Origin of the sequence: uncultured Microscilla sp., assembly GCF_947493425.1 — a bacterium.
Classification (GTDB): domain Bacteria; phylum Bacteroidota; class Bacteroidia; order Cytophagales; family Microscillaceae; genus Microscilla.
On the sequence record NZ_CANLRP010000067.1, the window covers coordinates 1 to 24,468 of the forward strand.

Consider the following 24,468-nt stretch of genomic DNA (forward strand, 5'->3'; position numbering starts at 1 on the left):
TTGTTGCTACGCTCATTGTTCCATTTTAAATGGTTTTATGGCTCTATGGTTTTATGGTTGGGCGAAGCCATTCTACTGCGCTTTGCGAACAATTCAACAACCTCAACAATTCAACAATTTTTTAAAAAACTTAAACAATGACACAAATCAAACAATACAACAAAGAAGAGCTTCGGGCAATGTTGCCCGAAGCCTTTCAACGCTACCGTGATCAGCCTACCTTGCTGGTACTCTCGGACACCAACATTTTTGCCGATGACCCTGGCGGGCGAAGCCTGGCCGTCAAACATTCGCATAAGTTCCACGCCCGCATTTTTCGGTTTCAAAACCCCGAATATGCCGAAGGCCGCCAGGAACAAGCCTTTGGAGTGATAGAAGATGTAGAGGAAGAAGATACTCCCCCCAAGGTAGGCAAACCTTCGGCGAAAGCCACTGCTAAAAAAGTAGTGGAGGGGGATTGGGAAGATAAGGATGATATTTCGGCAAATCTCACAGAGCAGGTAAAAGCAGAGGAAAAGGCAGCGGAGGCTAAAAAAGCGACAACGACGGTACGCAAAAGTGGCACAGCTGGAGTGAAAGCGAAGAAGTAGAATTAGTCCAGAGTTGGGAGCTCTTATGAGGTGCTAGGGATTGGGTGCTGGGCACTGGGTTTTTACACCTTGCTTTACAAGCAACTAACTGAGCGAATAAGGCGTTGATTTTTAAGGTTTTATAAGGTCAATAGATGAAAAGCGGGAGTTTGGTTTTAATAATACTACTTACTAACTATGGTCTCCCGACTCCCGACTCCCGACTACCAACTATTGACTAACCAACTAAAAACTATGAGTAATTTACCAGACGTTTCGATCAATTATCTGGACGGGCAACTCGGTGGGGCGGGCTTTAGCAACGATGGGGTGGCGGCTATGCTGCTTTCGGGCGTTGCCGTGCCCCTTTCCGGGGATGCAGGTTTTGACTTGGGGGCAGTCATTGGTCCCTTTTTCGGAATCAAAGATGTGCAACAAAAAGGCATTACTGCCGAGTATGACACCAGCCATTCGCTGAAAGTATACGCCCACTGTGTAGACTTTTACCGTCAGGCGGGCGAAGGGGCAGAACTCTATTTGATGCTTGCCCCAAAAACGGTGACCATGGCAGAAATGCTGGACACGGCAGGCAATTATGCCCCCAATTTGCTTAACCAAAAGCAGGGCAACATTAAACTGTTGGGGGTGGGCAGGGTGCCCGATGTGGCTTATACGGCAAGTCCCAGCGAAGAGTTAGACCCCGACGTGCTCGCAGCTTTGGCAAACGCCCAAATACTTATCAACGCTCAACAGACATTGCACCAACCTGTGCAGGTCATCATAGAAGGGCGCGACTTTCAGGGCAACGCTTCGGCGGTGAGTAATTTACGCACTCAAACCGCCAATCGGGTCTCAGTGTGTTTGGGTTGGCACGACGACAGCTACGAAGGCAGTTGGCTGGGTTTGGTATTGGGTAAGATAGCCGGGGTACCCGTCCAACGTAACATTGGGCGGGTAAAAGACGGTGATTTGGGCATTCAGCAGGCGTATATTGTCACGGCTGCCACGCCAAAAAAAACGGTAGAAGAATACGGGCAGGGCAACCTCAACTTGTTGCACCAACGTGGTTATATTGTGCCCCGCAGTTTTGCCAACCGAGCGGGTTATTACCTCAACGGTGACCCGGTAGCCATTGCGCTCACCACCGATTACAACAGCATTGGCAGAGGCAGGGTGGCCGATAAGGTGGCACGTATTGCTTATAATGTGTATGTGCAGGAGTTATTGGACGATTTTCAGCTGGAACAAGGCAAGCTACCTGTGGCCAAGGTGAAAGCATTTGAGCAAGACATTAAAAAAGCCCTCGATTTGCAGATGACCAACAACGGGGAGGTGTCTTCGGTCACCCCTTTGATTGACCCCGACCAGGACGTGATTGCCACTGCTGAACTCAAAGTGAAAATTGACATTGAACCTGTGGGTATGGCGCAAAAAATCACCATTGACCTGGGGTTTGTAAATCCTGGGTAAAATATGGTTGGATGGTTTCGCTACGCTCTATGGTTCAATGGTTGGGCAAAGCCGTGTAATGCCAACCTTCCAAAAACGAACAATTTAAAGATTTAAAAAATGGCGAATAACTCCTCACAACTCCCCTTTGAGATAGGTTGGGAAGATGTAACCATCACCCTGTTTGGACGAATTGTAGACGGCTTTAGGGGCTTTAAGTACAAGGTGTCAAAAAGCAAGGCAAACATCCACGGGCGGGGCAAAGACCCTATTGCCCGTGCCAAGGGAAAAAAAGAATACGAGGGCAGCATCAAGTTGTTGTTTCGGGAAGTGATTGCCCTGGAAAAGGCAGCGATCCAGAACGGTGGAGCTGATCTGACCGACCTCGATCCTTTTGATATTACCCTGGTATATGCCGAGAACGGGCTGGTAGTCACCCACATCCTGAATAATGTAGAAGTAACTGAGTATGAACTTACAATGGAACAAGGCGATGACTTTATGGAGGTAGAACTGCCCATTAGTATTGGGAAAATTAGCAGGCAATAACAGGGTTAGATTGTTGCGCTGCTCTGATTGTTAAATTGTTTTATGGTTGGGCGAAGCCATTCTGAGTCGCTTCGCGAACAATTTTAACAATTGAACAATCAGCCGAAAGGCGAAACAATTGTAATAACCCCAGCATTTTTTTTAACAATCTTTTTTTAAAACATGACAAAAATACAAGAAAACGCCACCCCTGAGTTTTTCACCCACGGAGAGCAAAAATACCGTACCACCCCACCCACTGTAGAAGAAGAAGCACAGTGGAAGACCACTTTTGGTGAAGTACTGGTGGCTGATGATGGTGCTGGACATAAGCTTTGGCTGCGCCGCCCCGATTTGCCCATTATGCGGGTGGCCATTGCCCAGTTTCGCAAAGGCAAAACCACCATCGACTTTGAAGACTTGCTCTTTAAGAGCTGTTGGTTGGCGGGCAATGAAGCCTGGCTTGTGAGCGAAGATTTGTATGAGGCTGCCCTGAACGAGTTTGAGCCTTGGGTAGAAATACCCGATGTGGAAACCCGTTTTTTGGCAGACGAAAACCTCTACGAACTTAAGGTGAAAGGCTTTGTGGGTAAGGTGGCAAAACCTAGCCGCAAGCAGCGCAAACAAGCCGAAAAACGCAATACCGCCAACAAACCTTTTGGCACCGAAATGCATTTGCTGGAAATGATTTGGAGGGAAGGTGACTTAAACGAGCTCCGCCAGGACGACTTTGCTTATATGGGTATGCTGGCCGCCATTCAGGAACTCAAAACCCAAAAAATAGTTGAGCTGGTAAAAAAGTAGCCGAGTACCGCATCAAAGGCGACAAAGTGGATATGGAACAATGGGAAGCCATCCACGAAGGCTTTTTGCGGTACTATTTTTCACTGAGCAGCGCCGAGATAGATTCGCTTTCAGACGACGAGTTTGCCCGGCAAATTGCCTTGCTGGAATACATCCGCGACGAAGAACGCAAACAAACGGCGGTGAGTGGGTTAGTCGGGAGTCTATAGTCGGTAGCTTCTAAAGCGTCAAGTCCTTAGATGCCGATGAATATCGGTGCCATTAGCTTTTAGCCATTAGCTTGAGGCTGTGTTATAGGCAACTAACCAATTTTATAGCACCTTGATTTTTAACCATTTATAAAATTGGTGAATAGTAGGCAAGTGTTTCAAGTTTAAGATTACTTGTGACTCGCTGCTTGTTTCTTGAAACTGTAGAGGCTCCCGACTACGGACTCCTAACTCCTGACTAAATGACCTACGACTTAAACCAATTGTACCAAAGAGCCTTCGGGCGTTTTATCGTGTATCCAGGGCTCACCAAACCCGGCAAGTTGTTGGATAGTTATACTCCTTCGACGCTTTTGGGCAAGGGCAAAAAACAAAGCTTGTTGAGCACCCCTATTATGATGCCCCTCAAGCTGGATGACTACGCCTTTCCTCTGGAACCACTCATTGAGGTAAGTATTGCCAAATCTATTGTGATCAACCAAATGGTGAACGCCGAAACCAATGTGCTGGAAGATATGGGGCTAGACAATTTTAAACTGACCATTCGGGGCTTTTTGGTAAGTGAGCAGCCAGGCAGTGCTCCCCTGGACGAGCTGCGTAAATTGATGAAGCTGATAAAAAAACGGAGCAGTCTCAAGGTAAACAATGAACTCCTGAGCGCCTTTGGCATCCGGGAACTTGCCATCCTATCGGCACGCTTTGGCGACCCCGAAGGAGGCATTGAGTTTAAGCCCTACACCTTGGAATGCATTTCAGACGAAGCGGTGGAGTTGAGGCTTAATCAGGACAAAGCGGCTCCTTTTACTGATACCAGTCAGCTTCCCGAAGATTCAAGGTAAACCATACAAACAACTTTTATTTATGAGACACGCCAGTATCTTTAGTGGCATTGGTGGCTTCGATTTGGCCGCCCAAAGAATGGGCTGGACAAATGTTTTCACCGTCGAAAACAACCCCTTTTGTCAAACCATTCTTCGACACTACTGGCCAGACACTATTCACTATGAAGACATCAGACAAACCGACTTTACCCCCCATTATGGACAAATCGACCTCCTTACCGGAGGGTTTCCCTGCCAACCGTTTAGCCAAGCCGGAAAACGCAGAGGAGCTGCTGACGACCGTTACCTCTGGCCGGAAATGCTTCGCGCTATACGAGAAATCAGACCCACTTGGGTGTTGGGTGAAAATGTTAATGGAATCACCTCGATGGTACTCCAGCCACGTGCTGTTAACGTGGAAAATGCAATCCATGCTGAGGGCGAAACAATACACCGAACAATGGAAGCCGAAGCCGTTATCCACCGAATATGTGAAGACTTCGAAGCCATCGGCTATAGCGTCCAACCGATGGTTATTCCGGCTTGTGCCGTCGAAGCGCCCCACCGAAGAGACCGGGTCTGGTTTTTGGCCTACACCCACCGTAGTGCAGTACGATCATCCCGAAAGAGTAGCCCGCCTGAAGGCAATGGGAGCCAAAACCATGACAAGCCGAATGGCAGGCAAGCTACGCCCCAACAGTATACTCGACTATGCCATGTTTCATTCGCTTCTGCCTACCCCCACTACTCAGGAACCAGGCAGCCCTTGCCAGCTCACCCCCAACGGACGGCGCCAAAGCAAAGACGGCAAAAACAACTACAGCCTGAACCTGGGCAGAATGGCGACTATGAAGCTACTGCCCACCCCCACAGTGAGAGACTGGAAGGGCATGCACGGAAGGGAGTACAAAAAACTAAGGGGCGAAAAGGTGAAAACAAACTACGAATCGCTGCCAGGCATTGCCCACAAATTTGCGATGAATCACTCAACCCAAAATGGAGATACACCTACCCCGCCCCAAGGCAAGACTACAGGTTCCGCCCCAATTGGCAAACTCAATCCCCGGTTTGTGGCGGAGATGATGGGTTTTCCGCCAATGTGGACGGAATTACCATTCCTCGCCTCCGAAACGAATCGATCAAAGGCTACGGAAACGCGGTAGTGGTGCCACTGGTAATGGAGATTTTTCGGGGGATTGAGGGGGTGGTATTTAGCTTTGATATGCCTTATATGTGAGTGAAAAACATAGGCATTAAAGCTTGGAGTAAACCAAATTAACTTGTTGTTTATCAGTTGTTTATATATTTAAACTTTCCCCAATGTCTCTACTTTTGTCACTCTAAAGTCCCCCTTGTATATTTGTTTGTCCCCATTATTTCTTTCTATTTTTACCTATGAGTATATCGTGATAGTTTATTGGATAAATATCAAATGAAAGAAATAAGCTGCCCTGTTTTGTCTTTACTAACAAGCACCTTCGACGAAGGTAGTAGAAAAATACAACTACCAATATGGGCAAGATGGCTAAGGCGCTGTTGAAAAAAGCAGAAAAACTGACTTTGCCTACCATTATACAGCAAAAAAGGGTTGAGTAGTTGAAGCCTCGCAAAACAGGTAAATATGACTCGGAGGCTGTGTGCTCTCCTTAACCTCAAAACCTTAAAAATTTATTTGTAGGACACCAATATACACTATATGGGTAGCTTGATTTAGCTTCGATGCACCCTATGATCGGTTGTGAAAACACAAATCAAAGTGAAAAATAATACGAGACTCATTAAAGATAATTTTTTAATATAAACATCATCTAATATTAAGTAAAATGGTTTTATTCAAGAACAAATATCGATGGCTGATTTTAGGAGCCCTTTTGTATTGTTGTAGCTCGTTGTCAGGATTTGCTCAGCATAAGACAATTACTGGAACGGTAGAAAATAGACATAAAAATGCAATAGCCATTGTAAAATATGCGGTAAGTGGCCCAGGAATTACTCCAGAAAATGTAGGAGAGCATACTCTTAAGCTAAAGTGGGGTGCAAAAAGCCAAACTTTCACAGGTGGCACATATAAAGCCGCAGGTGGCTATGGAAACTACCCTTGGGTTGAGTTTAATGACATATACATTCCAATACCTACAACTGTAGGAGGAGAGGTTGTAACTCGAACCTGGGTGAAGCCCCAAGCAACTTCCAGTGCTTACGCTAATTTTGGCATAAAACTGAAGTTTGTAGGTCAATGCCCCAAGCCAATACAGGTAAAATTAACGCCTGAGGGAGCAAATAAACGGGAAACCCGGCATTATTGCTTAAGTTTATACGAGGAGATTTCTCTTAAGCAGGAAAATATCAATGGCAAATGGAGATTTGTGATCGGAAAACGCAATGTGCTAGATGATACATTTGAAGAACTATGTAGTTGTAAAACCACCGATTTGCCTGAAATAAATACCTTAGATCAAGGTAACAACGATTGGTCTTCATTAGAGAACTTTGAGGGAGAAGATTATTTCGGCAATCCACTTTTCTGTTGGTCTAATCAGTCACTTGCTCCCAAAACCAATGTACCCACATTTTATTCTTGCTCTCCTTGTAGAGCCTGGAGACGATTAACGGGAGAACTTGTAGCCCCTGCCTTAATCGTTGGAGCTAACACCTTTGCAACTGGTCTTGAGTGGGGATCGTGGATTAGTGGAGGCTATGCATCATTACTGGCAGGTAGTGGCATAGATATGAAAAGAGAATCAGGCGGTCTTGTAAAACTCGCCAGATTAGCCTCAGCCGCAGGACCAGCAGTTGCCGCTGGGCTAGGGGCTATGAGTGCTCATTTATTCAATGCTGGAGCAGAAAAATTGAAGGAATTCTACTTTGAAGCTTGTGAAGGGATTGATTTTGGTGGGGGGCGTGTCACTCGCCAACCAGTAAAAGGCGCTACCCAAGCTTTGGTGTTAGGTCCCAAAGCTTTGATCTACCCCAACCCCACTACCGGCGCGAGTACTTTGGCCTTACGCCTCACTCAAGCCAACGAACTCAGTGTAGAGGTGTACAATTTACAGGGGCAGGTAGTAAATACCCAGTTGTTGGGCAGTATTGGGGCTGGCGTGCATCGCATTCCGTTGGCTACCGCAGGCCTCAAAGCGGGTAACTACATTGTAAAGATTACTGGAGTCAATGGGCTCAACATTACCCAACGCCTGGTGAGGCAATAGTGCTTTGATGCACCCTCATTTGCTTTGACCCTGGTAGAAATTTATCAGGGTTTTTCTATCACTTGATAAAATATTCTTCTCTACTATGAAATTACTTATCTACACCATCATTGTTTGGTTAACAATAGACATTGTATCTGCCCAAACCATTAAATTTGCCCAAAACAGCCACTCATTTGGCAATATTTCTGAAGAAGGCGGGATGGTACGCGTCGAGTTTAGTTTTACCAACATATCCGACACCACCATTACCGTACAAAGTACCTATGTAAGTTGTGGCTGCACTACACCAGAGGTAACCCTTGCCCCCATTAAACCAGGGGGACAAGGTAGGCTTAAGGTTGCCTACAACCCTCAGGGACGCCCTGGCAAGTTTCATAAAAAAATACAGTTGATAGGCAAAGGCATTGACACCAGTGCCTATGTATACATTAGTGGGCAAGTTGAGCCACACCCTTACCCTGTTCGTCGAGGCAACATTCGCTTACAAACAACTTTGGCCGATTTTGGTAAATTGTGGCACCATCAAACCGATACTGTATGGTTGTCCCTCGCCAATATGGGTAAGTCAGCCATCAACATTATGCAAACACAAGCAAAGCTACCCAAAGGTACTCAATTACTGATACCTTTTGATTCGTTGCTACCCCAAACCAAAGATAGTATAGGCCTTGTGTATAATGCTACTGCCAGTCAAGACTGGGGATTTGTGTATAAGCCCTGGCACCTAATTGTTAGGCAATCCTCAGGCAAAGCAAGCCGTGTCGCAATGCAACTTACTGCCCACATTAGAGAAGATTTTGAGTTTGTGGATGCACCTCCATTTGCCAGGTTTATGACCGATAGTGTAGCGTTAGGGCAAGTAGTGTTGGGTGGAAATATTACGAGAAGTGTGGATTTGACTAACCAAGGGAAAGCGCCCTTATATATTCGTCAGGTAAAAGCCTCCTGCCAATGTCTACGGGTAGTGCCTGAAATTACGGTTTTAACTGCTGACAAAAAAACTTCACTAAAAATGACTTATACCCCTAAAAAAGGACAACAGGGTAAACAACGCTTTTTGGTATTGGTAACTACCAACGACCCCAGGCAGCCTGTAAAGCGACTGCAAATAACTGCTAACGTGACAAAAACTAAATAGCAAAGATTATATCAATTAATACTCCATAGCCTGAACAGGATTTTAGGGGCCAGGTTCTGGTACTTGGTACACCCTCTTCGTAGAGTTCATTACAGCAGGCTGCCCCAATGAGATGAATCGGGATTTAGAAATAGATTCGGTTCATAGATAGTTAATAAATTTATAAACTGTACTTATTTTCAATTAGTTAAAAGACGTATAAGAGTAAGTTTCAAGCGACAAGCTTACTCTGTTCTGAAGGCAACTAATAAACTCATTGCCAAGACATTAGAAGCTACATCATACGCTTAGAAGTCAGTCTTTTGCCTGTGCCATAAAATACCGGTTCTTCATTACTTATAAATTGGTTATTTAGGGACATCCAGTCGATAGGCAACTCACCTAAATACTCTTCTCATTTATTGTTGAACATCCATAGTGCTTACCCAGAGAGTCTTAAGAGCTTGTTTAAAATTAGCCGATGGCAGAGCTCCGAATCAAGTTCGGTTTACAACTTCGGGCTTGTTCTCGGAGGGCTGTGAGCTTTTACGCGACTTTTATGATTATATATTGTCAAATCCGAAAATTCATCCTAAAGCCTCCTGTAAACAAGCTCTAAAAAAGGTAAGGGACTCCAAACATTATTTTTGCAGTTTAAACAGAAATGAATGTCCAGTATTGCTGTAAACGTTAACACAACTATGGTTAATGCCTATTATTTTTACCCTGTACCCAATAGCCTCATAATAAGAGGGGCAAACACGTGAAAATATTTATTTGAAGCCTGTTTCTAAACAACCACCACTCTACTGGTAGAGAAGCTTTTCTGAAGGGATTCGGGAAACAGAGAGAAAAGCAGTGTATTGATAAAACAAAACCTTGAGAGATTGCATAATAATCTCCCAAGGTTTGTATTATTGGATGAAGCTTGAGTAGTTGGTTTATTTGATCAGTTTATATATATCATTTTCTATCTTTAAGAAATAAATTCCTTTGCTAAAAGGAGCAAAGTTGATGGGACCTTGATAACGCAACGTTTTTAGCAGCTGACCTTTTGAACTCAAAATTTGAATTTGTGTTCCTTTCTCTACTCCTTTTAGGTTTAATTGATCATTTACTGGATTAGGATAAATAATTACCTGACTTGACCTGGATGTTTTCGCCTCTACCAATGTTTGTTGGTTTTTACTTGCCTTGGTCGTAGATCGGTAAGAGGCTCCACCCGCAGAACAACCAACGCATTGTGCCCTGATCCAGAAAATATCAAAGGAAATATTTAGCCCACCAACTGGGTCAAGGCGCAAACGGGTGATTTTACCATTCCAGGCAGCATTATTACCCACCGGAAAAGTCAAGGTCTGGTAAGCTCCATTGCCTGTATAGTTTACCGAGACTACCTTGCTTCCCCCATAGCTACCGTCGGTATTGGTAGTAAAAAATAACTGTACCAATGTATTGGTAGAAGCCCTCATGTGTATTTGAATAGTTTTGACTCTATCAGCATTAAAGTTATAAGGGTTGTTTCTGATTTGGGCATCCCCGTTGCCCGAAGACACGCCCTTCATAAAACCTCCTTCTACTCTAAAGTTGCTAATGTTGGAACTACTTGTCCAGCCTTCAAAATTGCCTGGGGTATTGAAGTAAGCTCCCAAATCGCTGGCATCAAAAGGGTGTCGACCTGCATTTAGTTCATCCAAATCAGACATTTCGTCGCCATCAGTATCAATCTTGGACAAAGCAGGGTTTGTAGTCCAGCGAATAGTTACCTGTTCATCAGCCTCTGTACCAATCAACCTGGCTTTTGCTACTACCTTAAGGTATAAGTCAGTGCCATTTTTATAATAACCAGTGCTGGTGGCACTTTGTAGAGCTGCGTAGGTGTTGTACTTCGGTACATTGCCCCCGTTCAATTGAGTAGTAGTAAGACCCAAACCTCCGGCTTTTCCAAAGTCTTTGAAGCGTACCATATAATGATCGTTCTCAAAAGCATCTGCCATTTTCAATATAATCTGTTTCTTGATTGGCGCTGATTCATAACGGTAAGTGTATAAAAAGCCTTCATTGACAATCAAGGGCAACTGGTGGTGCTCTTTGTAAGACCCTGGGGGAATATAATGCACTGAGGCATCTGGTGTGCCACTTTTGGTGCGCGTCACTGTTACATTAGGGTTGCTGTTGGAATGATTGTTATAAGAAAGCGCACAAAAAGCAAAATGATGATTACTTCTATAGGCTTTGCTCCAATTAGAAGGTTGCACTTCGTCGCCCACCAGCATAAAAGGGTGGTTGCTTACTATAGAGGTATTGGCTACCCCACTAATAGTACCGCTGAGATCACGTATTACCATTGACCAGCGTCGAGGCTGACGGTCATCAGAGGCGCTGGGAGCAGGCCTTGGTTTAAGGTCATAATTGGGTAATACAAGGCGAGGTGTCCCTCCGTGGTTCAGGGTATTACCAGCAAAATAATGATTTGGGTGCTTGTTGCCACCTCCTATATTATCAAGCAAATTTGCCAATGCTGAATTCCACCCTACCAGGTGGCAATTATGCAACTGTCCGGCTCCATCGTACACCCGGTAGGCAAAACGTTCGGTATTGGCAGGTAAAAGATTTAGACCTGCCTGAGCAACAATCAATGAGTTGCTGGCAATGCTGTAGCTGGCAAACATGGTAGCTGTTTTGTTTGCCACAAACATATTATTCTCAAAGATGAGATTATTGCTTTTTTTATAGGTTGATCTTTGACGACCGGTACCAGTGTATATCCCCAGGTCGTTGGCATACCACAAACAATTAGTCAGCCAATGTCTGGGAGTATGATCCCAACCCCCATTACCCTGGATAGAATGATCGCTATTGAGTTGGTCAAATATATCAAGCCCATTCATACAACTATGTGCTGTGTTTCGGTCAAACTTAATGAGGGGGGCTTTGTAAGGCTCAAGGGCGCTAAAACGAGGATCAGTGGCTGATTCACCCATAGGTTTTTGAGGGAAAGCAAACCAATACCCGGTGCCTTCGGTACCTGCGGCTATATTTTGCTCAAAAGTATTTTGAGGGTTGGTGATCCAGAAGCTGGCTGGAGTACGGTTTTGAATCACATTAAATTGATTATCTGAAGGAGTCAGTTGCTGCTCGGGAGCAGGGCGTTTGGTCAGTAAAACCACATTCTTACGGATGACATTGAAACGTTCGCTGCCGTTTTCTAAAAAGACGCCGTGTCCAATGTGGTCATAACAAAAATTGTTTTCTACCAAAGTACTTTCTGTCCCATGAATGGTAATGGCTCTGTTGTACGATTGATGCACGCTCGAACTCTTCAAATACTGCCCAGCCCCTACATTGCCTAGCATGTGCCAGTGGTAAGGGTAACGTCCCAGAATAGCTTTTTGCCCCATATTGTAGAGTTCTATGTTTTCTACATAGGCTTTGCTATTGCTCATAATCATGACATGTCCTCCGTAGCCTTGGGCATTGCCTTGAGGGTGCCCTTGAATCTTGATACTGTGGCTAAGCAAACCTACCTCTGGGCGTAAGTCGGCAGACCAGTTTCTTACAGCATGCGACGACCTGCTATAGTTTCTAATGGCTCCCTGGTGGTTATAAGTAAGGTTTTGAGTAAAACGCAATAGTTTTCCTCCGTCTCCTACTGCTGCTATAGTGCGTTTTTCGGCTTGGTTCCAATTATTGGTTTTCGAAGTTATCACTACTTCATCGCCTGCTTGCCAGTTGACGGCTTCAGCAAGTCTGATATGGGCATTTCCCAGGTCGTCTTGTACTTTAGTCCAGCTTTTTTTGCTTATTCCATGTAAATGTAATATGCCTCCCCCCATTACTCCTATAAAATTGTTGCCCATGTGGGGGTGAGCATTACGGGCACTATAGGGGGCATTCAGGGTAATGGTTGTTTTGTGGGGATGGGGTACCCGCTCTTGTCCAAACTCCATGCGGGCATTGCCCCCCATTACCATTATGCTGTTGGTTGTAATGTTGGCATGAGAGCTAACACTTGCTTGCAAGTGTCCGTTTACGGTAATGCTTTTTACTTGAAAATCGCCCACTGGCACCACTGCTGTGCCCGCACTAATGGTCACTGCGTCGTTGGCATTAGGTACTCTGCGAGGCGACCAGGCATTCGCATCACGCCAATCGTACACACGCTGTAGTTTAATGTCATCAACAAAAGCGGTATGATCGCCAGAAATAATATTTACTCCTGTAAATTTGAAGTAGTGCCAGCCTGGGTTTAAATATACAGGCAGGCTATGCATCTGAGTATAGTTACTGCTGGGGATAGTAGCCTCGGAAATTTTTTTTCCACTAATTTCTACCCTTATGGCTTTGGTATTACCTGCGCGAACGGCTGACTTGTAGATAAGGCGGTAGTAGCCCCGGGCAGTAACATTCATGGCACCTTGAACGCTTCCACTGTTTTGTAAAAACAATACCTGGCTACCCTGGGGTGCATTGGGGTTGTTTTTGGTAAACCCGGTATTATTGCCTGATACTCCGGCTCCGTTGGCAAAGGTCATACCTGAGTGTGCTCCATTGATGTACATAAACCCCCGTGAATCGGTGATGTTGATTTGTTCAAACCCTCCTGCAATCAAAGGAGCGGCAGGGTTGGCTACCGAGCTTATTTGTCCATTTACAAAGTGGGAGCAGAGCATTAATAAGCCAAAAACCAAGCTCATGGGTTTAAAAACACTTTTTTGTGAAAGCATTTTTTTTCCAAAAAATGTTTGTTTAAATTTCATAATCAGTTTGTTAGATACATCTCAGATAATTTTTTGAGGTAAGCTTTGGGTATACTAAGTCAAATAGCCTTTGGTGTATGTACACTGGTAAAATATTTACTGCAATACACCTAACTAATTTTCTCTCTGACATATCCCAAGACAACGTTCACTCAAAATAAGTCTATGTCTACCTGTGCTTGTATGTGACAAACAAGCACCACCAAAACACAGCCACTAGAAGTGAGAAGTGTTTTTTGAATAACATTACAAGACATTGTTGCATTTACTGAAATGTGTGTTAAAAAATCATAATTAACCAGTCATTTATTTGGCTACAAAGTAGTAAAGGTGAAACTGACAAGGCAAAAAGCAAGCAGGTGTTTTTGCGGGACGTTAGAAGAGACATTGGACGCCAGCTATTTCTTTATAGCTTGTGCCACAGGCTTTTATCAAACTTTAAAAGGTTTGGTTATTTAGCTTGCCGAAGCTGGGATGGGAGCAGAGAACGGCTTAAAAGGTAACCAGATTGAGAGGTCAGGTAACAAACAGGCTTGGTCAAATGAGTTTGTTTTAGCCTAAGTCCATACCACTATAGCCTTTCTTCTTAGCCACAGGAATGCACCTATCATCTGAAACATAAGAAAAATCAGCCCACACAGGGTATGTTGAAGAGTACACAAATATGTAACCCTCAATTTTGGAAAGAGTTTGCGAGGGGCAAAGCACCTGTTTTGAGGTGGGCAACTTGTTTTAAAGCATTCATAAAACGCTTTTTTTATATGAATAACACCTTTTTTTATATCGGTCTTTGATCGATAAAATATAATATTTGTATATTCAATTTTATGCTTAACAGTGCTTCTCCGCAAACACTACCATTATTAGTTAAAATGTTTTATATGCCAGCACAGAAACCAATTTGCTTTTTATTACACAGGTCAATCTTAAAAAAAATCAATTGGCCGTTTGCAGCTTTTATTAACTACAGCAAGGCATTGCTATATGGCAGAAACGCCACAGAACAGTATTTGGAAAAAGACCAGGCTGAACAGCAGAAAACATGTAGGGTAAAGATAAACAGTGGTTGTATATTGTACAAAAGCATCAAATGTTGGAAAATATGTTGGGCGAACTGAAAGACGTAGCTAAAACCTTGGGCGGAACCTCTTTATATCGCTTGAATGGTTTGATAAGAAAAGTAAAAAAAGAATTATCTAAAAATCAACCTTGATAAAGTTTCGTCTATGCTTTTGAGGTGGCTCGCCTCAACTTTTACAAAAGACTTAAGAAAAAATTTACTGGTCTTAATGGACACGATTTAAAACTATGTGCTTTGCTGTACCTTGGAATCGATTCATGTGAACTTGCCATTATAGTAAGTATTACTCAAAGCAATGTACTTTCATCTACGAAAAACCTAAATCTATCAAACCATCCTCTGATAGATTTTATTCGTAACATTTTACGCATTTGTCCCTGAAATCCGTAAAAAAAAGTGTTATAAAATCCTGATTTTCAAAAGATTTCAATACATATCAATCGCAAAACGTCTACCAGTCTGTCCACTTTAAATCCAGTAATTCTCAAGGGGCTCTATGTTTAGTGTCGTTTAATTTGTGCCAAACCCTCAACCTAACTGCAAAATAAAAGTTATGCTAAAGAAAGTTTTCATTACTTCTGTTATAGTCATTGTCTGTACAAGTTTTTGGGCACATGCCCAAACTCGCTCGCTTGTTATAGACTCTTTAATCATTCAGTTAAAAAAAACAAACAATATCAATACACAAATAGATACCTATAACAAACTTGCAAAGGCTTATGCAAAGCAGAAAGATTCCAGTAATACTGTTCTTTATACTCAAAAAGCCTTACACCTTGCCCACAAACATAAATACGGACAAGGAATCATAGATGCAAACTATTGGCTTGCAAAATTGTATTGGGAGTTATCCCAGGATTCGTTGGCAAAACTGACTTTGTATAAGGCTTTGTTTGTTGCCGAACAAAGTAAAGATATCAATCAACAATCTAACATCTACAATATTTTAGGAAGCACCTATAAAGTACAGGGCAGGTATTCAAATGCCATAAACAGTTACCAGAAAGCTCTTCGCCTTAAGCAACAGCTCGGCGATAGTGTAGGCATGGCAGGCAGCTATAACAACCTGGCTAATATATATAAACGTCAGGGAAGTACAGCTAAAGCACTTGAAAACTATCAAAAAGCATTAAAGATATACAAAGCTAATCAAGAGGAAAAAGATGTAGCCTTGGTATGCAATAATATTGGTTTATTACATACAGAAGAAGAAAATTATACTCAGGCGCTTGCCTATTTTATGAAGGCATTGGAAATAAGAAAGAGACTGAAGCTCAAAAAAGGCCAAGCAAGCATTTATAACCATTTGGGGATGGTTTATAAATACAGTAAGGACTATCCAATTGCCTTAAAGTATTATCAACAATCACTAAAAATATACCAGACGCTTGATAATCAATACGGTATTGCCCGACTACTACACAATCTGGGTTGCTATTATTATGAGCTAAAAGAATACAAAACTGCTCAAGTAAAACTGACAAAAGCCCTCAAAATAAGGCGTACACTAAAAGCCATTAAAAGCATTGCCTCTACTGAAATGATGATAGGCAGGGTATACTATGGGCTGGGAGACTACTCGGCAGCAGTTAGCTACCTTAACAAATCAATGCAGGTTTTTCGGCGAATAGGGCATTTAGATAAATTGCTTGCGAGTACAAGTACCCTCAAAGAAACATACAAAGCCAAAGGTGATTATCAAAAAGCTTATGAAGTATTTGAGATTTATCATCAAGCCTATGACTCGTTGGTGAATAAAGATAAAATACGCAAAATAGCCGCAATAGAAGCCGATTATCGGCTTCAACAACAGGAGGACTCTTTGAAACAGGTACAAAAAAAAGTACTTACTGTTATGGAGACAAAACAAAGAATGACCTATTTGTGGCTATACCTGCTTTTGTTTGGGCTGGGTTTACTATTGTTGGGCATTTGGGTGTCTGTGAACCGTCAAAAAAACAAACGTTTACAAAACACCCATGCCCTGGAATTAAAAGCAGTGCAACAACAGTTGCTGAATGAACAGCTACAACGTAAAGAAATAGAAGAACAGATACTGAAAGAACAGCTCAGGGCAGACCAGGATGAACAACACAGAGTAAGGCAAAATATGGAAGATAAAGACCTGGAGCTGACCAAACAGGCATTGTACCAAATAAAGCAACGACAACGACTTGAACTAAATATGCAGGAGGCAAAAAGGTTGTTGAAAATGACCAATGAAACTGATGTGAGCAGTGGCTTGAAGGAAATGATCAAACATATTAAAAAAGAGTTATCGGAAAGGCAACCCTGGGAAAACTTTACCCATACTTTTGAAATGGCTCACCCTAATTTTTACAAAAGATTGAAAGAGCAGTTTACTGAACTAACAGAGTATGACCTAAAACTATGTGCATTGTTACGACTAGGTTTTGAGTCGAGAGAACTTGCCACTATTCTTAATATTACCCAGGACAGTGTGAAAAAAGCACGTTTTCGCTTGCGTAAAAAACTACATTTATCCGATCAGGATTTGTTAGATTTTATGAGGAATATATAATAAAATTTGTGAATATTTTAAAAAATTTACCTACAACCCAAAAGCCATGACAAAACTTCGCCAGATTTGCGTCATCATTATTATTGTCATTGTCTATCAACAGGTGTTGGCTCAAACTCCTCAAGCAAAGGTAGACTCACTGATTACTCAATTAAAAAAAGTAACCACTGTCAAAGACCAGATAGACCTGTATAATGCAATCGTAAAGGTATACGCCAAACAAAAAGACTCGAGTAATACCACTATTTATGCCCAAATAGCATTAAAACTTGCCAAAAAACATGGTTATAAAAAAGGTTTGGCGAATACTAATTATTGGCTTGCGAGGTTGTACAACGAACTATCGCAAGATTCATTGGCAAAAGTAATTTTGTACAGAGGATTATTTGCTGCCGAACAAAGTAAAGATATCAATCAACAATCCAACATCTACAATATTTTAGGAAGCATCTACAAGGTGCAAGGCATGTATTCAAATGCCATAAACAGTTACCAAAAAGCCCTTCGCCTTAAGCAACAGCTCAGCGATAGTGTAGGCATGGCAGGCAACTATAATAACCTGGCTAATATATATAAACGTCAGGGAAGTACAGCTAAAGCACTTGAAAACTATCAAAAGGCATTAAAGATATATAAAAATGCTGACAATGAGAGATATGTAGCTTTGGTATGCAACAATATTGGTTTATTACATTCCATAGAAGAAAACTATACACAAGCGATTGCCTATTTTATGGAAGCGCTCGAGATAAGAAAGAAGCTTCAGTACAAAAAAGGCATCGCAGGCATATACAATAATTTGGGGATGGTATATAAGGATAATAAAAACTACCTAACTGCCTTAAAATATTATCAGGAATCCCTAAAACTACACCAGATGCTTGATAATCAATATGGTATTGCCCAACTACTACACAACCTGGGCTGCTACTACTATGAGTTGAAACAGTACAAAAATGCCCAGGCAAAGCTAAACAAATCCCTCAGCATTAGGCGTAAGCTAAAAAGTGTTAAAGACATTGCTTCTACCGAAATGATGATAGGCAAAGTACACTATGGTTTGGGCAACTACCCATTGGCAATTGATTACCTCAACAAAGCCCTGCAGGTTTTTCAGAAAATAGGACACCTCGATAAGGTACTTGCCAGTGCCAAAACACTGAAAGAAGTATACAAAGCAAAAGGAAATTACCTACAAGCATACAGAGTATTTGAGGTATACCATCATGTGTATGACTCGTTGGTGAATAAAGATAAAATACGCAAAATAGCCACAATAGAAGCCGATAGTCGGCTTCAACAACAGGAGGACTCTTTGAAACAGGTACAAAAAAAAGTACTTACTGTTATGGAGGCAAAACAAAGAATGACCTATTTGTGGCTATACCTGCTTTTGTTTGGGCTGGGTTTACTATTGTTGGGCATTTGGGTGTCTGTGAACCGTCAAAAAAACAAACGTTTACAAAACACCCATGCCCTGGAATTAAAAGCAGTGCAACAACAGTTGCTGAATGAACAGCTACAACGTAAAGAAATAGAAGAACAGATACTGAAAGAACAGCTCAGGGCAGACCAGGATGAACAACACAGGGTAAGGCAAAATATGGAAGATAAAGACCTGGAGCTGACCAAACAGGCATTGTACCAAATAAAGCAACGACAACAACTTGAACTAAATATGCAGGAGGCAAAAAGGTTGTTGAAAATGACCAATGAAACTGATGTGAGCAACGGCTTAAAGGAAATGATCAAACATATTAAAAAAGAGTTATCGGAAAGGCAACCCTGGGAAAACTTTACCCATACTTTTGAAATGGCTCACCCTAATTTTTACAAAAGATTGAAAGAACAGTTTACCGAACTAACAGAGTATGACCTAAAACTATGTGCATTGTTACGACTAGGTTTTGAGTCGAGAGAACTTGCCACTATTCTTAATATTACCCAGGACAGTGTGAAAAAAGCACGTTTTCGCTTGCGTAAAAAATTACATTTATCCGATCAGGATTTGTTAGATTTTATGAGGAGTATTTAGTTCGCTTCATTTTCAGGTTAATTTCTAAATCTTACACAAATACTATGTAATATACTCACTATCAGTACTTTGTAATTTAATTTATGCTCTTAGTCCCCTTGATTGTCTACCCCTAATCGGGATTGTTTTATTGTATAATTCAATGATGGTTTGTAAGTTTATATCCAAGTGAGGTGAACTGCTACACCATTGCTATATGTCTGACACACCTCATCAGGTACTTAATTAAAATCACATACTCATTCTTAAATTTATCCTTATTATGCTATTTAAATCGTTGCTCGTTCTGGCAAGCCTTATGGTATTTTCATACGCCACATTCTCTCAAAATCAACATGAAGTTGACTCACTAAATAAATTATTGAAAACTCAGCTTGACCCTCAGACCAAGGTGAACACCTACAACTCGCTGGCAAATCAATATCGTTTTAACGATTCAGTAAAAGTGGCTCATTACACCACACAATCTATCAGATTAGCAAAAAGCAAACACTATACTGAAGGCATAGCTGATGCCTACTATAACCTTGGTTGGATTAATTACATCAAAAATCATTATGAGAAAGCACTTGAGCTTTTCAAAAAAGTATTGGCCTTATCAAAAAGTAGTCATTATTTGGAAGGCATTGCCAACGCTTTTAATGGCATAGGTGTAGTACACAAAAATCAAGGAAATTATAACCAGGCGATGGTATATTACGATAAATCGCTAAAAGTAAAAAAGAAATTAAACAAGCCCGAAATACTGTCGCATAGTTATAACAATATAGGCAATGTATATCAGTTGTTGGGTGAGTATGATAAAGCCCTCGAAAACCACCATAAGGCTTTATCTATCAGAAAACAACTCAACAGTTATTTGTTTATGGCAATGAGTCATAACAATATTGGAATTGTGCACGAAAACCAGGGAAACTATTTCAGCGCTTTGAAGCACCACCAAAAATCGCTTGATATAGAGCTTAAGTTGGGTAATAAGAGTGGAATAGCGCGCAGCTATGGTGCACTGGGTAATGTGCATAAGTCGTTGGGTAACTACCACAAAGCCTTGGGTTTGTATGAAAAAGCGCTCAAAATTAACTCTCAGCTTAGCAATTTATACGGTGTAGCTATGGGGTATACTGAAATGGGAGCCTGCTATCAACACCTGAACGACTTGTTTATGGCAAAAAAATCTTACCAAAAAGCGCTTAAGTTAGCGGTTAGTTCTAACGAGAAAAGTAACCAGGCATCTGCCTATCAAGGTTTGGGCGAAGCATATACAAAACAGGGTGAGTATAAAATGGCAGAGTCTTATTTGAATAAGGCGCGTGAAATACGTACCCAAATAAAAGAGCAAGGTTTGTTGTCTGAAACCTTGATGAGCCTGGGCAAGGCAAGTTATGCTCAAAAAAAATATAAGCTGGCATTGAGTTTTACCAATGAAGGAATAACAATGGCTAAAAAACTAGGGCGTATAAAAGATGTAAAAAAAGGGGTGGCAATGAAGGCTGGAATATACGAAGCCCTGAAAGATTATAAAAAAGCCTATTACTATCACCAATCGTTTAAGCAAATAGAAGATAGCCTAATCAATGCCAAAACAATTAGGCAGGCAGTGCGCCTTGAGACAGATTATAAATTTCAAAAATACCAGGACTCGCTTGACCTTGCACAAGTGCAACAAAGCATTCAGGTAGCAGCAAAAATTAAACAGCAAAAATTGGCAAACCAACTACAAACATATATCACGCTTACCTGTATTACATTTGCTGTATTGTTGGTATTAGGTTTTTGGTTGATCCAAAGGCAAAAGCGGAGACATATTTTGCAGGACCTGGTGCTTAAGCAAAGTCAAAAACAACTGTTGGAAGAGCAAATGATACGTAAAGAAATGGAAGAGATAGCATTAAGGGAACAGTTGCATATAGATGAAAAAATCAAAGAAATTTTTCAGATAAACCTCGAAAATAAAGACCATGAACTTACCAAACAAGCATTGTATTTAGTACAAAAACAGCAGTTGATAGAAACCTGGCTACAAGAACTAACGCCGCTCTTAAAACAGACCAAAGGTACAGTAAGAGACAAAATTCAAACACTGAACAAGCAAATGAAAAAAGAGTTGAAGACTACTGAAGCCTGGAACAACTTTACTCAAACCTTTGAGCTGGCACACCCTAGTTTCTACAAAAAGTTAAAAATATCTTTCCCTGAACTCACCACCTATGAGTTGAAACTAAGCGCATTGATTAAGCTTAATTTAGATACTTATGAAGTGGCTGAGTTTATGAATATTTCACCTGAAAGTGCCCGTAAAGCAAAATTACGTTTACGTAAGAAAATGGACTTGCCTTCTACTGATGCATTGAGAGAATACTTTAGGAATATGTAATGTAGTTGATCAGAGAAGCTAATGCTTATCGCAAATAAAGTAACCACAACCATTCTTATAATATCAGACTGGTTGTGGTTTAATTTACTTATCTAGTACACATTGATAGGCAATATTTGCTGACCGTTTACATAAAAACGCTCAATGTATCCATAAGTCATTACCTTTTGCCCATTTACATAGATTTGTTTCCAGTTATTGATCACCGCAACATCAGTTTGACTAATGTTACCAGTAATATAAATGGCATCGTTTCCAGAGCCACCATCCATTCTGCCATCTACTCCATCTACTCCAGCACGGTAATAAATATTATCATCACCATCTTGTCCATATATATTGTCTCTGCCGGCATCTCCATATAGTCGGTCATTGCCTTTTCCTCCGTATAATACATCATTTCCTCCTCCTCCATACATTACATCGTTCCCGGCATATCCATACATGGTGTCTCCACCACTAGTACCATACAAGGTATTGTTACCACTAGTACCTGGGATGACCGCATTTTTAATGTCCGCAGTTACCCCAGCTTGTTTGCTTGGCTCCACTTTCTCTTGGTTTGAACAGCTATAGCCAGTCATTGCTACAATTAACAGTAAAATTAAACTAACCTTTTTCATAATTAAAATTTGTTTAAATGATTAAATAAAACTTACAGCAAACATAAGGGCTTATTTGGTCAATCAACAACTTTTGACCGAGACAGCATGAGGACAGTTTTGGGCTGGCTTGAAGACATCAGCATTGATTGGTTTGATTTAAGTTTTCAGCAGAAAGCTGTGTTAAAAAAAACAGGAAGATACAATTACGTTTTTTGGGTCTAATCACTTGACTAACTGCCTTTGTAAATAATTTAAAATGAAAATTAAGATTCTGTAAATGAAAGAGTTAAGTGTGAAAAAATTCTTGTAAATCTCGATGTCTGTCCTCAACTAGTCACCCCCATAAATTTGCATTTAGTCTTGCCTGTGCCATAAATTTGCTTCTGTAACTAATCGCGATGTTTACACTTGATTTACACTTAATCTTCTAAATATTATCTAACATGAATATACGAAAATACTTCTTTCAGGCATTTGCTATAGTTGCCTTGTTTGTGATGGGCACTGCCACCACCCAGGCTCAGACAACTACTAATTTTATAGAATTAGGAAGCACTAACAGTTCGGGACGAATTGACTTTAAGCGGGATAACTCTGACTACAATGCTCGATTGTGGATCATAAATACCAATCAGTTGAGACTGGATGGTGCAGACTTTATGGCACAGCAACACATTTGGGCAGGACGTGACATATTAATGTATGATGGAACGGTAGCCGGAAGTGTAGATATGTGGCAGTTTCACCACTCTGGTAATAATCAGGGGATTTACATTGGGAGAGACCCAGTAGGGAGTGCTGCTAACCGTTGGGAGTTTTTGATGCAACGAGGAGGGACTTTTCACGCGAAAAACTTAGTGGTTGATGGAGCTGTACCAGGAGTGTTGCCCAGTGGCTACCGCGTAGCTGTAGACGGCAAAGGTTTGTTTGAAGAAATACACCTGCAAAACAGCACCGACTGGCCTGACTATGTGTTTGCCAACGACTACAAACTACGTAGTTTGAAAGACACTGAGGCTTTTATCAAGCAAAACCAACACCTACCTGAGGTACCTTCGGCTAAAGTGGTAGCAAAAGATGGTTATGATGTAGGCGAAATGACTAAAATCTTGTTGAAAAAAGTAGAGGAACTGACCTTGCACACCATTGCCCAGCAAAAAGAGATTGAAGCTTTGAAAGCACAATTGAAAAAATAATTTATCTGTGTAAACGTGGGTGGAGGCGGCAGCATTTGAAAAAATACTGGTTGGCTTCACCCTTTTTTTGTTTTTTAGCAATTTTTTTAAAATCTAAAAATAATGAAACTAAAATATATATATATACTAGGGTTGTTGTGTCTGGTGGGGCTAGGCGATGCTTTGGCGAAAAGTAATTCTTCAGCAGTTTCTTGCCGTTGCCCTAATGGACTTGAACTCTTTGGTGGAACTACAGCTGCAAGTAAGTCTTATGGATGTGTTTATAGCAAAAATAATAGAGAACCAAATTTGTGGACATCTGTTCGTAATGTAGTAGGGAATAATGGGCAAATGACACGTGTCTATAGAGTACATTATTTTGATCAAACAGGTAATGTAGTAACATACACTCGAACTTTCAATAATTTACCACCAGTTCTTGCTCTTAGTGCTGATTGTGGGGCCACTAAAACTCTTGTTGATCTAGGAGAAACAATGACAAATTATGCAAAAATCGCAAGTGGTGATGAATTTGTTTGCGGTCAAAAGGTAACAGGTCAGAATGTTAACGCAAGCACGGCTTCTTGTGTTGGTTGCACGAACAATACCAGAAGAGTATTAAGAGCCACACAATTTGTTGGCAGTGGATTAGAAAATGTAATCAAAACTGTAGGAGCTGTTCTGGTAGTAACAGCAGGAGTGGTAAAATTAGTTAAAACAGGAGGGTTAGCAGCCCCAGCTGTAGCGATTATGTGGAAAAAAGGAACAATTGTTACTACTGCAGTTAGTGCAACTGCAGGTGTTGCCCTTGGTAATCTTGTTAGTACAATGGCTGGTTGGGGACTTGAGGCATGTAATACAGATATCCAACGCAAAACCTCCTTTTACACAAGTACTGACAAGCCAATAGTAGCAGGCATACAGCCTAACCCTGCCAGTACATTGAGCATGCTTAACCTGCGTTTGCCTGAGGTCAATGATCTTACCATTGAGATTTTTGACCAGCAAGGGCGTCACCAAAAAACGGTGGTAATGGGACAGCGCTTTGCCAAAGGAATGAATCAAATTCCTTTGGATGTACAGGGCTTGACTGCCGGAACTTACATTGTAAAAATAACCGGAAATCAAGGCTTAAGCCTTACCCACCGTTTGGTAAAAAAATAACTTGTTCATTTTTAAGAAAAGTGACA

At 41.5% G+C, this 24,468-nt stretch carries 17 protein-coding genes; 15 read left to right on the plus strand and 2 right to left on the minus strand.

Features of this window, described 5'->3' with window-relative positions:
* Window positions 1–137 precede the first annotated feature (137 nt).
* From Q0954_RS17280 to Q0954_RS17320, 9 genes are all read left to right on the plus strand, one after another.
* Window positions 138–590 (plus strand): hypothetical protein, encoded by a 453-nt coding sequence (locus Q0954_RS17280; RefSeq protein WP_299458750.1) that lies wholly within the window; start codon window positions 138–140, stop codon window positions 588–590.
* A 234-nt stretch (window positions 591–824) separates the two neighbouring features.
* Entirely contained in the window at window positions 825–2,039 is a 1,215-nt protein-coding gene (locus Q0954_RS17285; protein WP_299458751.1) for a DUF2586 family protein, read from the plus strand.
* A gap of 99 nt (window positions 2,040–2,138) precedes the next feature.
* Window positions 2,139–2,567, plus strand: a complete 429-nt coding sequence (locus tag Q0954_RS17290) for a hypothetical protein (protein WP_002694114.1) — start codon at window positions 2,139–2,141, stop codon at window positions 2,565–2,567.
* Between the two features lie 162 nt (window positions 2,568–2,729).
* Window positions 2,730–3,350: a hypothetical protein gene (locus Q0954_RS17295; RefSeq protein WP_299458752.1), complete on the plus strand. Its 621-nt coding sequence runs from the start codon at window positions 2,730–2,732 to the stop codon at window positions 3,348–3,350.
* Between the two features lie 32 nt (window positions 3,351–3,382).
* Window positions 3,383–3,559, plus strand: a complete 177-nt coding sequence (locus tag Q0954_RS17300) for a hypothetical protein (RefSeq protein ID WP_002704288.1) — start codon at window positions 3,383–3,385, stop codon at window positions 3,557–3,559.
* Between the two features lie 242 nt (window positions 3,560–3,801).
* Window positions 3,802–4,398, plus strand: a complete 597-nt coding sequence (locus tag Q0954_RS17305) for a DUF6046 domain-containing protein (protein WP_299458753.1) — start codon at window positions 3,802–3,804, stop codon at window positions 4,396–4,398.
* 22 nt (window positions 4,399–4,420) lie between these two features.
* The gene (gene dcm, locus Q0954_RS17310; protein WP_299458754.1) at window positions 4,421–5,617 is read left to right on the plus strand and encodes a DNA cytosine methyltransferase; all 1,197 of its coding nucleotides are present in this window, start codon (window positions 4,421–4,423) and stop codon (window positions 5,615–5,617) included.
* 586 nt (window positions 5,618–6,203) lie between these two features.
* Complete coding sequence (locus Q0954_RS17315) at window positions 6,204–7,586, plus strand: T9SS type A sorting domain-containing protein (protein ID WP_299458755.1); 1,383 nt, start codon at window positions 6,204–6,206, stop codon at window positions 7,584–7,586.
* Between the two features lie 85 nt (window positions 7,587–7,671).
* Entirely contained in the window at window positions 7,672–8,727 is a 1,056-nt protein-coding gene (locus Q0954_RS17320) for a DUF1573 domain-containing protein (RefSeq protein ID WP_299458756.1), read from the plus strand.
* A gap of 920 nt (window positions 8,728–9,647) precedes the next feature.
* Here the strand turns inward: Q0954_RS17320 and Q0954_RS17325 are convergent.
* Complete coding sequence (locus Q0954_RS17325; protein ID WP_299458757.1) at window positions 9,648–13,403, minus strand: G8 domain-containing protein; 3,756 nt, start codon at window positions 13,401–13,403, stop codon at window positions 9,648–9,650.
* Between the two features lie 1,129 nt (window positions 13,404–14,532).
* Between Q0954_RS17325 and Q0954_RS17330 the strand changes: the two genes are divergently transcribed.
* From Q0954_RS17330 to Q0954_RS17345, 4 genes are all read left to right on the plus strand, one after another.
* Window positions 14,533–14,679: a hypothetical protein gene (locus Q0954_RS17330; protein ID WP_299458758.1), complete on the plus strand. Its 147-nt coding sequence runs from the start codon at window positions 14,533–14,535 to the stop codon at window positions 14,677–14,679.
* A 421-nt stretch (window positions 14,680–15,100) separates the two neighbouring features.
* Window positions 15,101–17,089 carry a tetratricopeptide repeat protein gene (locus Q0954_RS17335; protein WP_299458759.1) on the plus strand — a complete coding sequence of 663 codons (1,989 nt, stop codon included), beginning with the start codon at window positions 15,101–15,103 and terminating at the stop codon, window positions 17,087–17,089.
* Window positions 17,090–17,135: 46 nt separating this feature from the next.
* Window positions 17,136–19,124: a tetratricopeptide repeat protein gene (locus Q0954_RS17340; protein WP_299458760.1), complete on the plus strand. Its 1,989-nt coding sequence runs from the start codon at window positions 17,136–17,138 to the stop codon at window positions 19,122–19,124.
* Between the two features lie 361 nt (window positions 19,125–19,485).
* The gene (locus tag Q0954_RS17345; RefSeq protein WP_299458761.1) at window positions 19,486–21,498 is read left to right on the plus strand and encodes a tetratricopeptide repeat protein; all 2,013 of its coding nucleotides are present in this window, start codon (window positions 19,486–19,488) and stop codon (window positions 21,496–21,498) included.
* A 92-nt stretch (window positions 21,499–21,590) separates the two neighbouring features.
* Here the strand turns inward: Q0954_RS17345 and Q0954_RS17350 are convergent, their stop codons facing one another.
* Window positions 21,591–22,121: a hypothetical protein gene (locus Q0954_RS17350; RefSeq protein WP_299458762.1), complete on the minus strand. Its 531-nt coding sequence runs from the start codon at window positions 22,119–22,121 to the stop codon at window positions 21,591–21,593.
* Between the two features lie 425 nt (window positions 22,122–22,546).
* On the opposite strand from Q0954_RS17350, the gene Q0954_RS17355 reads away from it, so the two are divergent.
* Together Q0954_RS17355 and Q0954_RS17360 are read left to right on the plus strand one after the other, a co-directional pair.
* Window positions 22,547–23,299 (plus strand): hypothetical protein, encoded by a 753-nt coding sequence (locus Q0954_RS17355; RefSeq protein ID WP_299458763.1) that lies wholly within the window; start codon window positions 22,547–22,549, stop codon window positions 23,297–23,299.
* A 102-nt stretch (window positions 23,300–23,401) separates the two neighbouring features.
* Window positions 23,402–24,442, plus strand: coding sequence for a T9SS type A sorting domain-containing protein (locus Q0954_RS17360; protein WP_299458764.1), 1,041 nt, complete (start codon window positions 23,402–23,404; stop codon window positions 24,440–24,442).
* The last annotated feature ends 26 nt before the right edge of the window (window positions 24,443–24,468 follow it).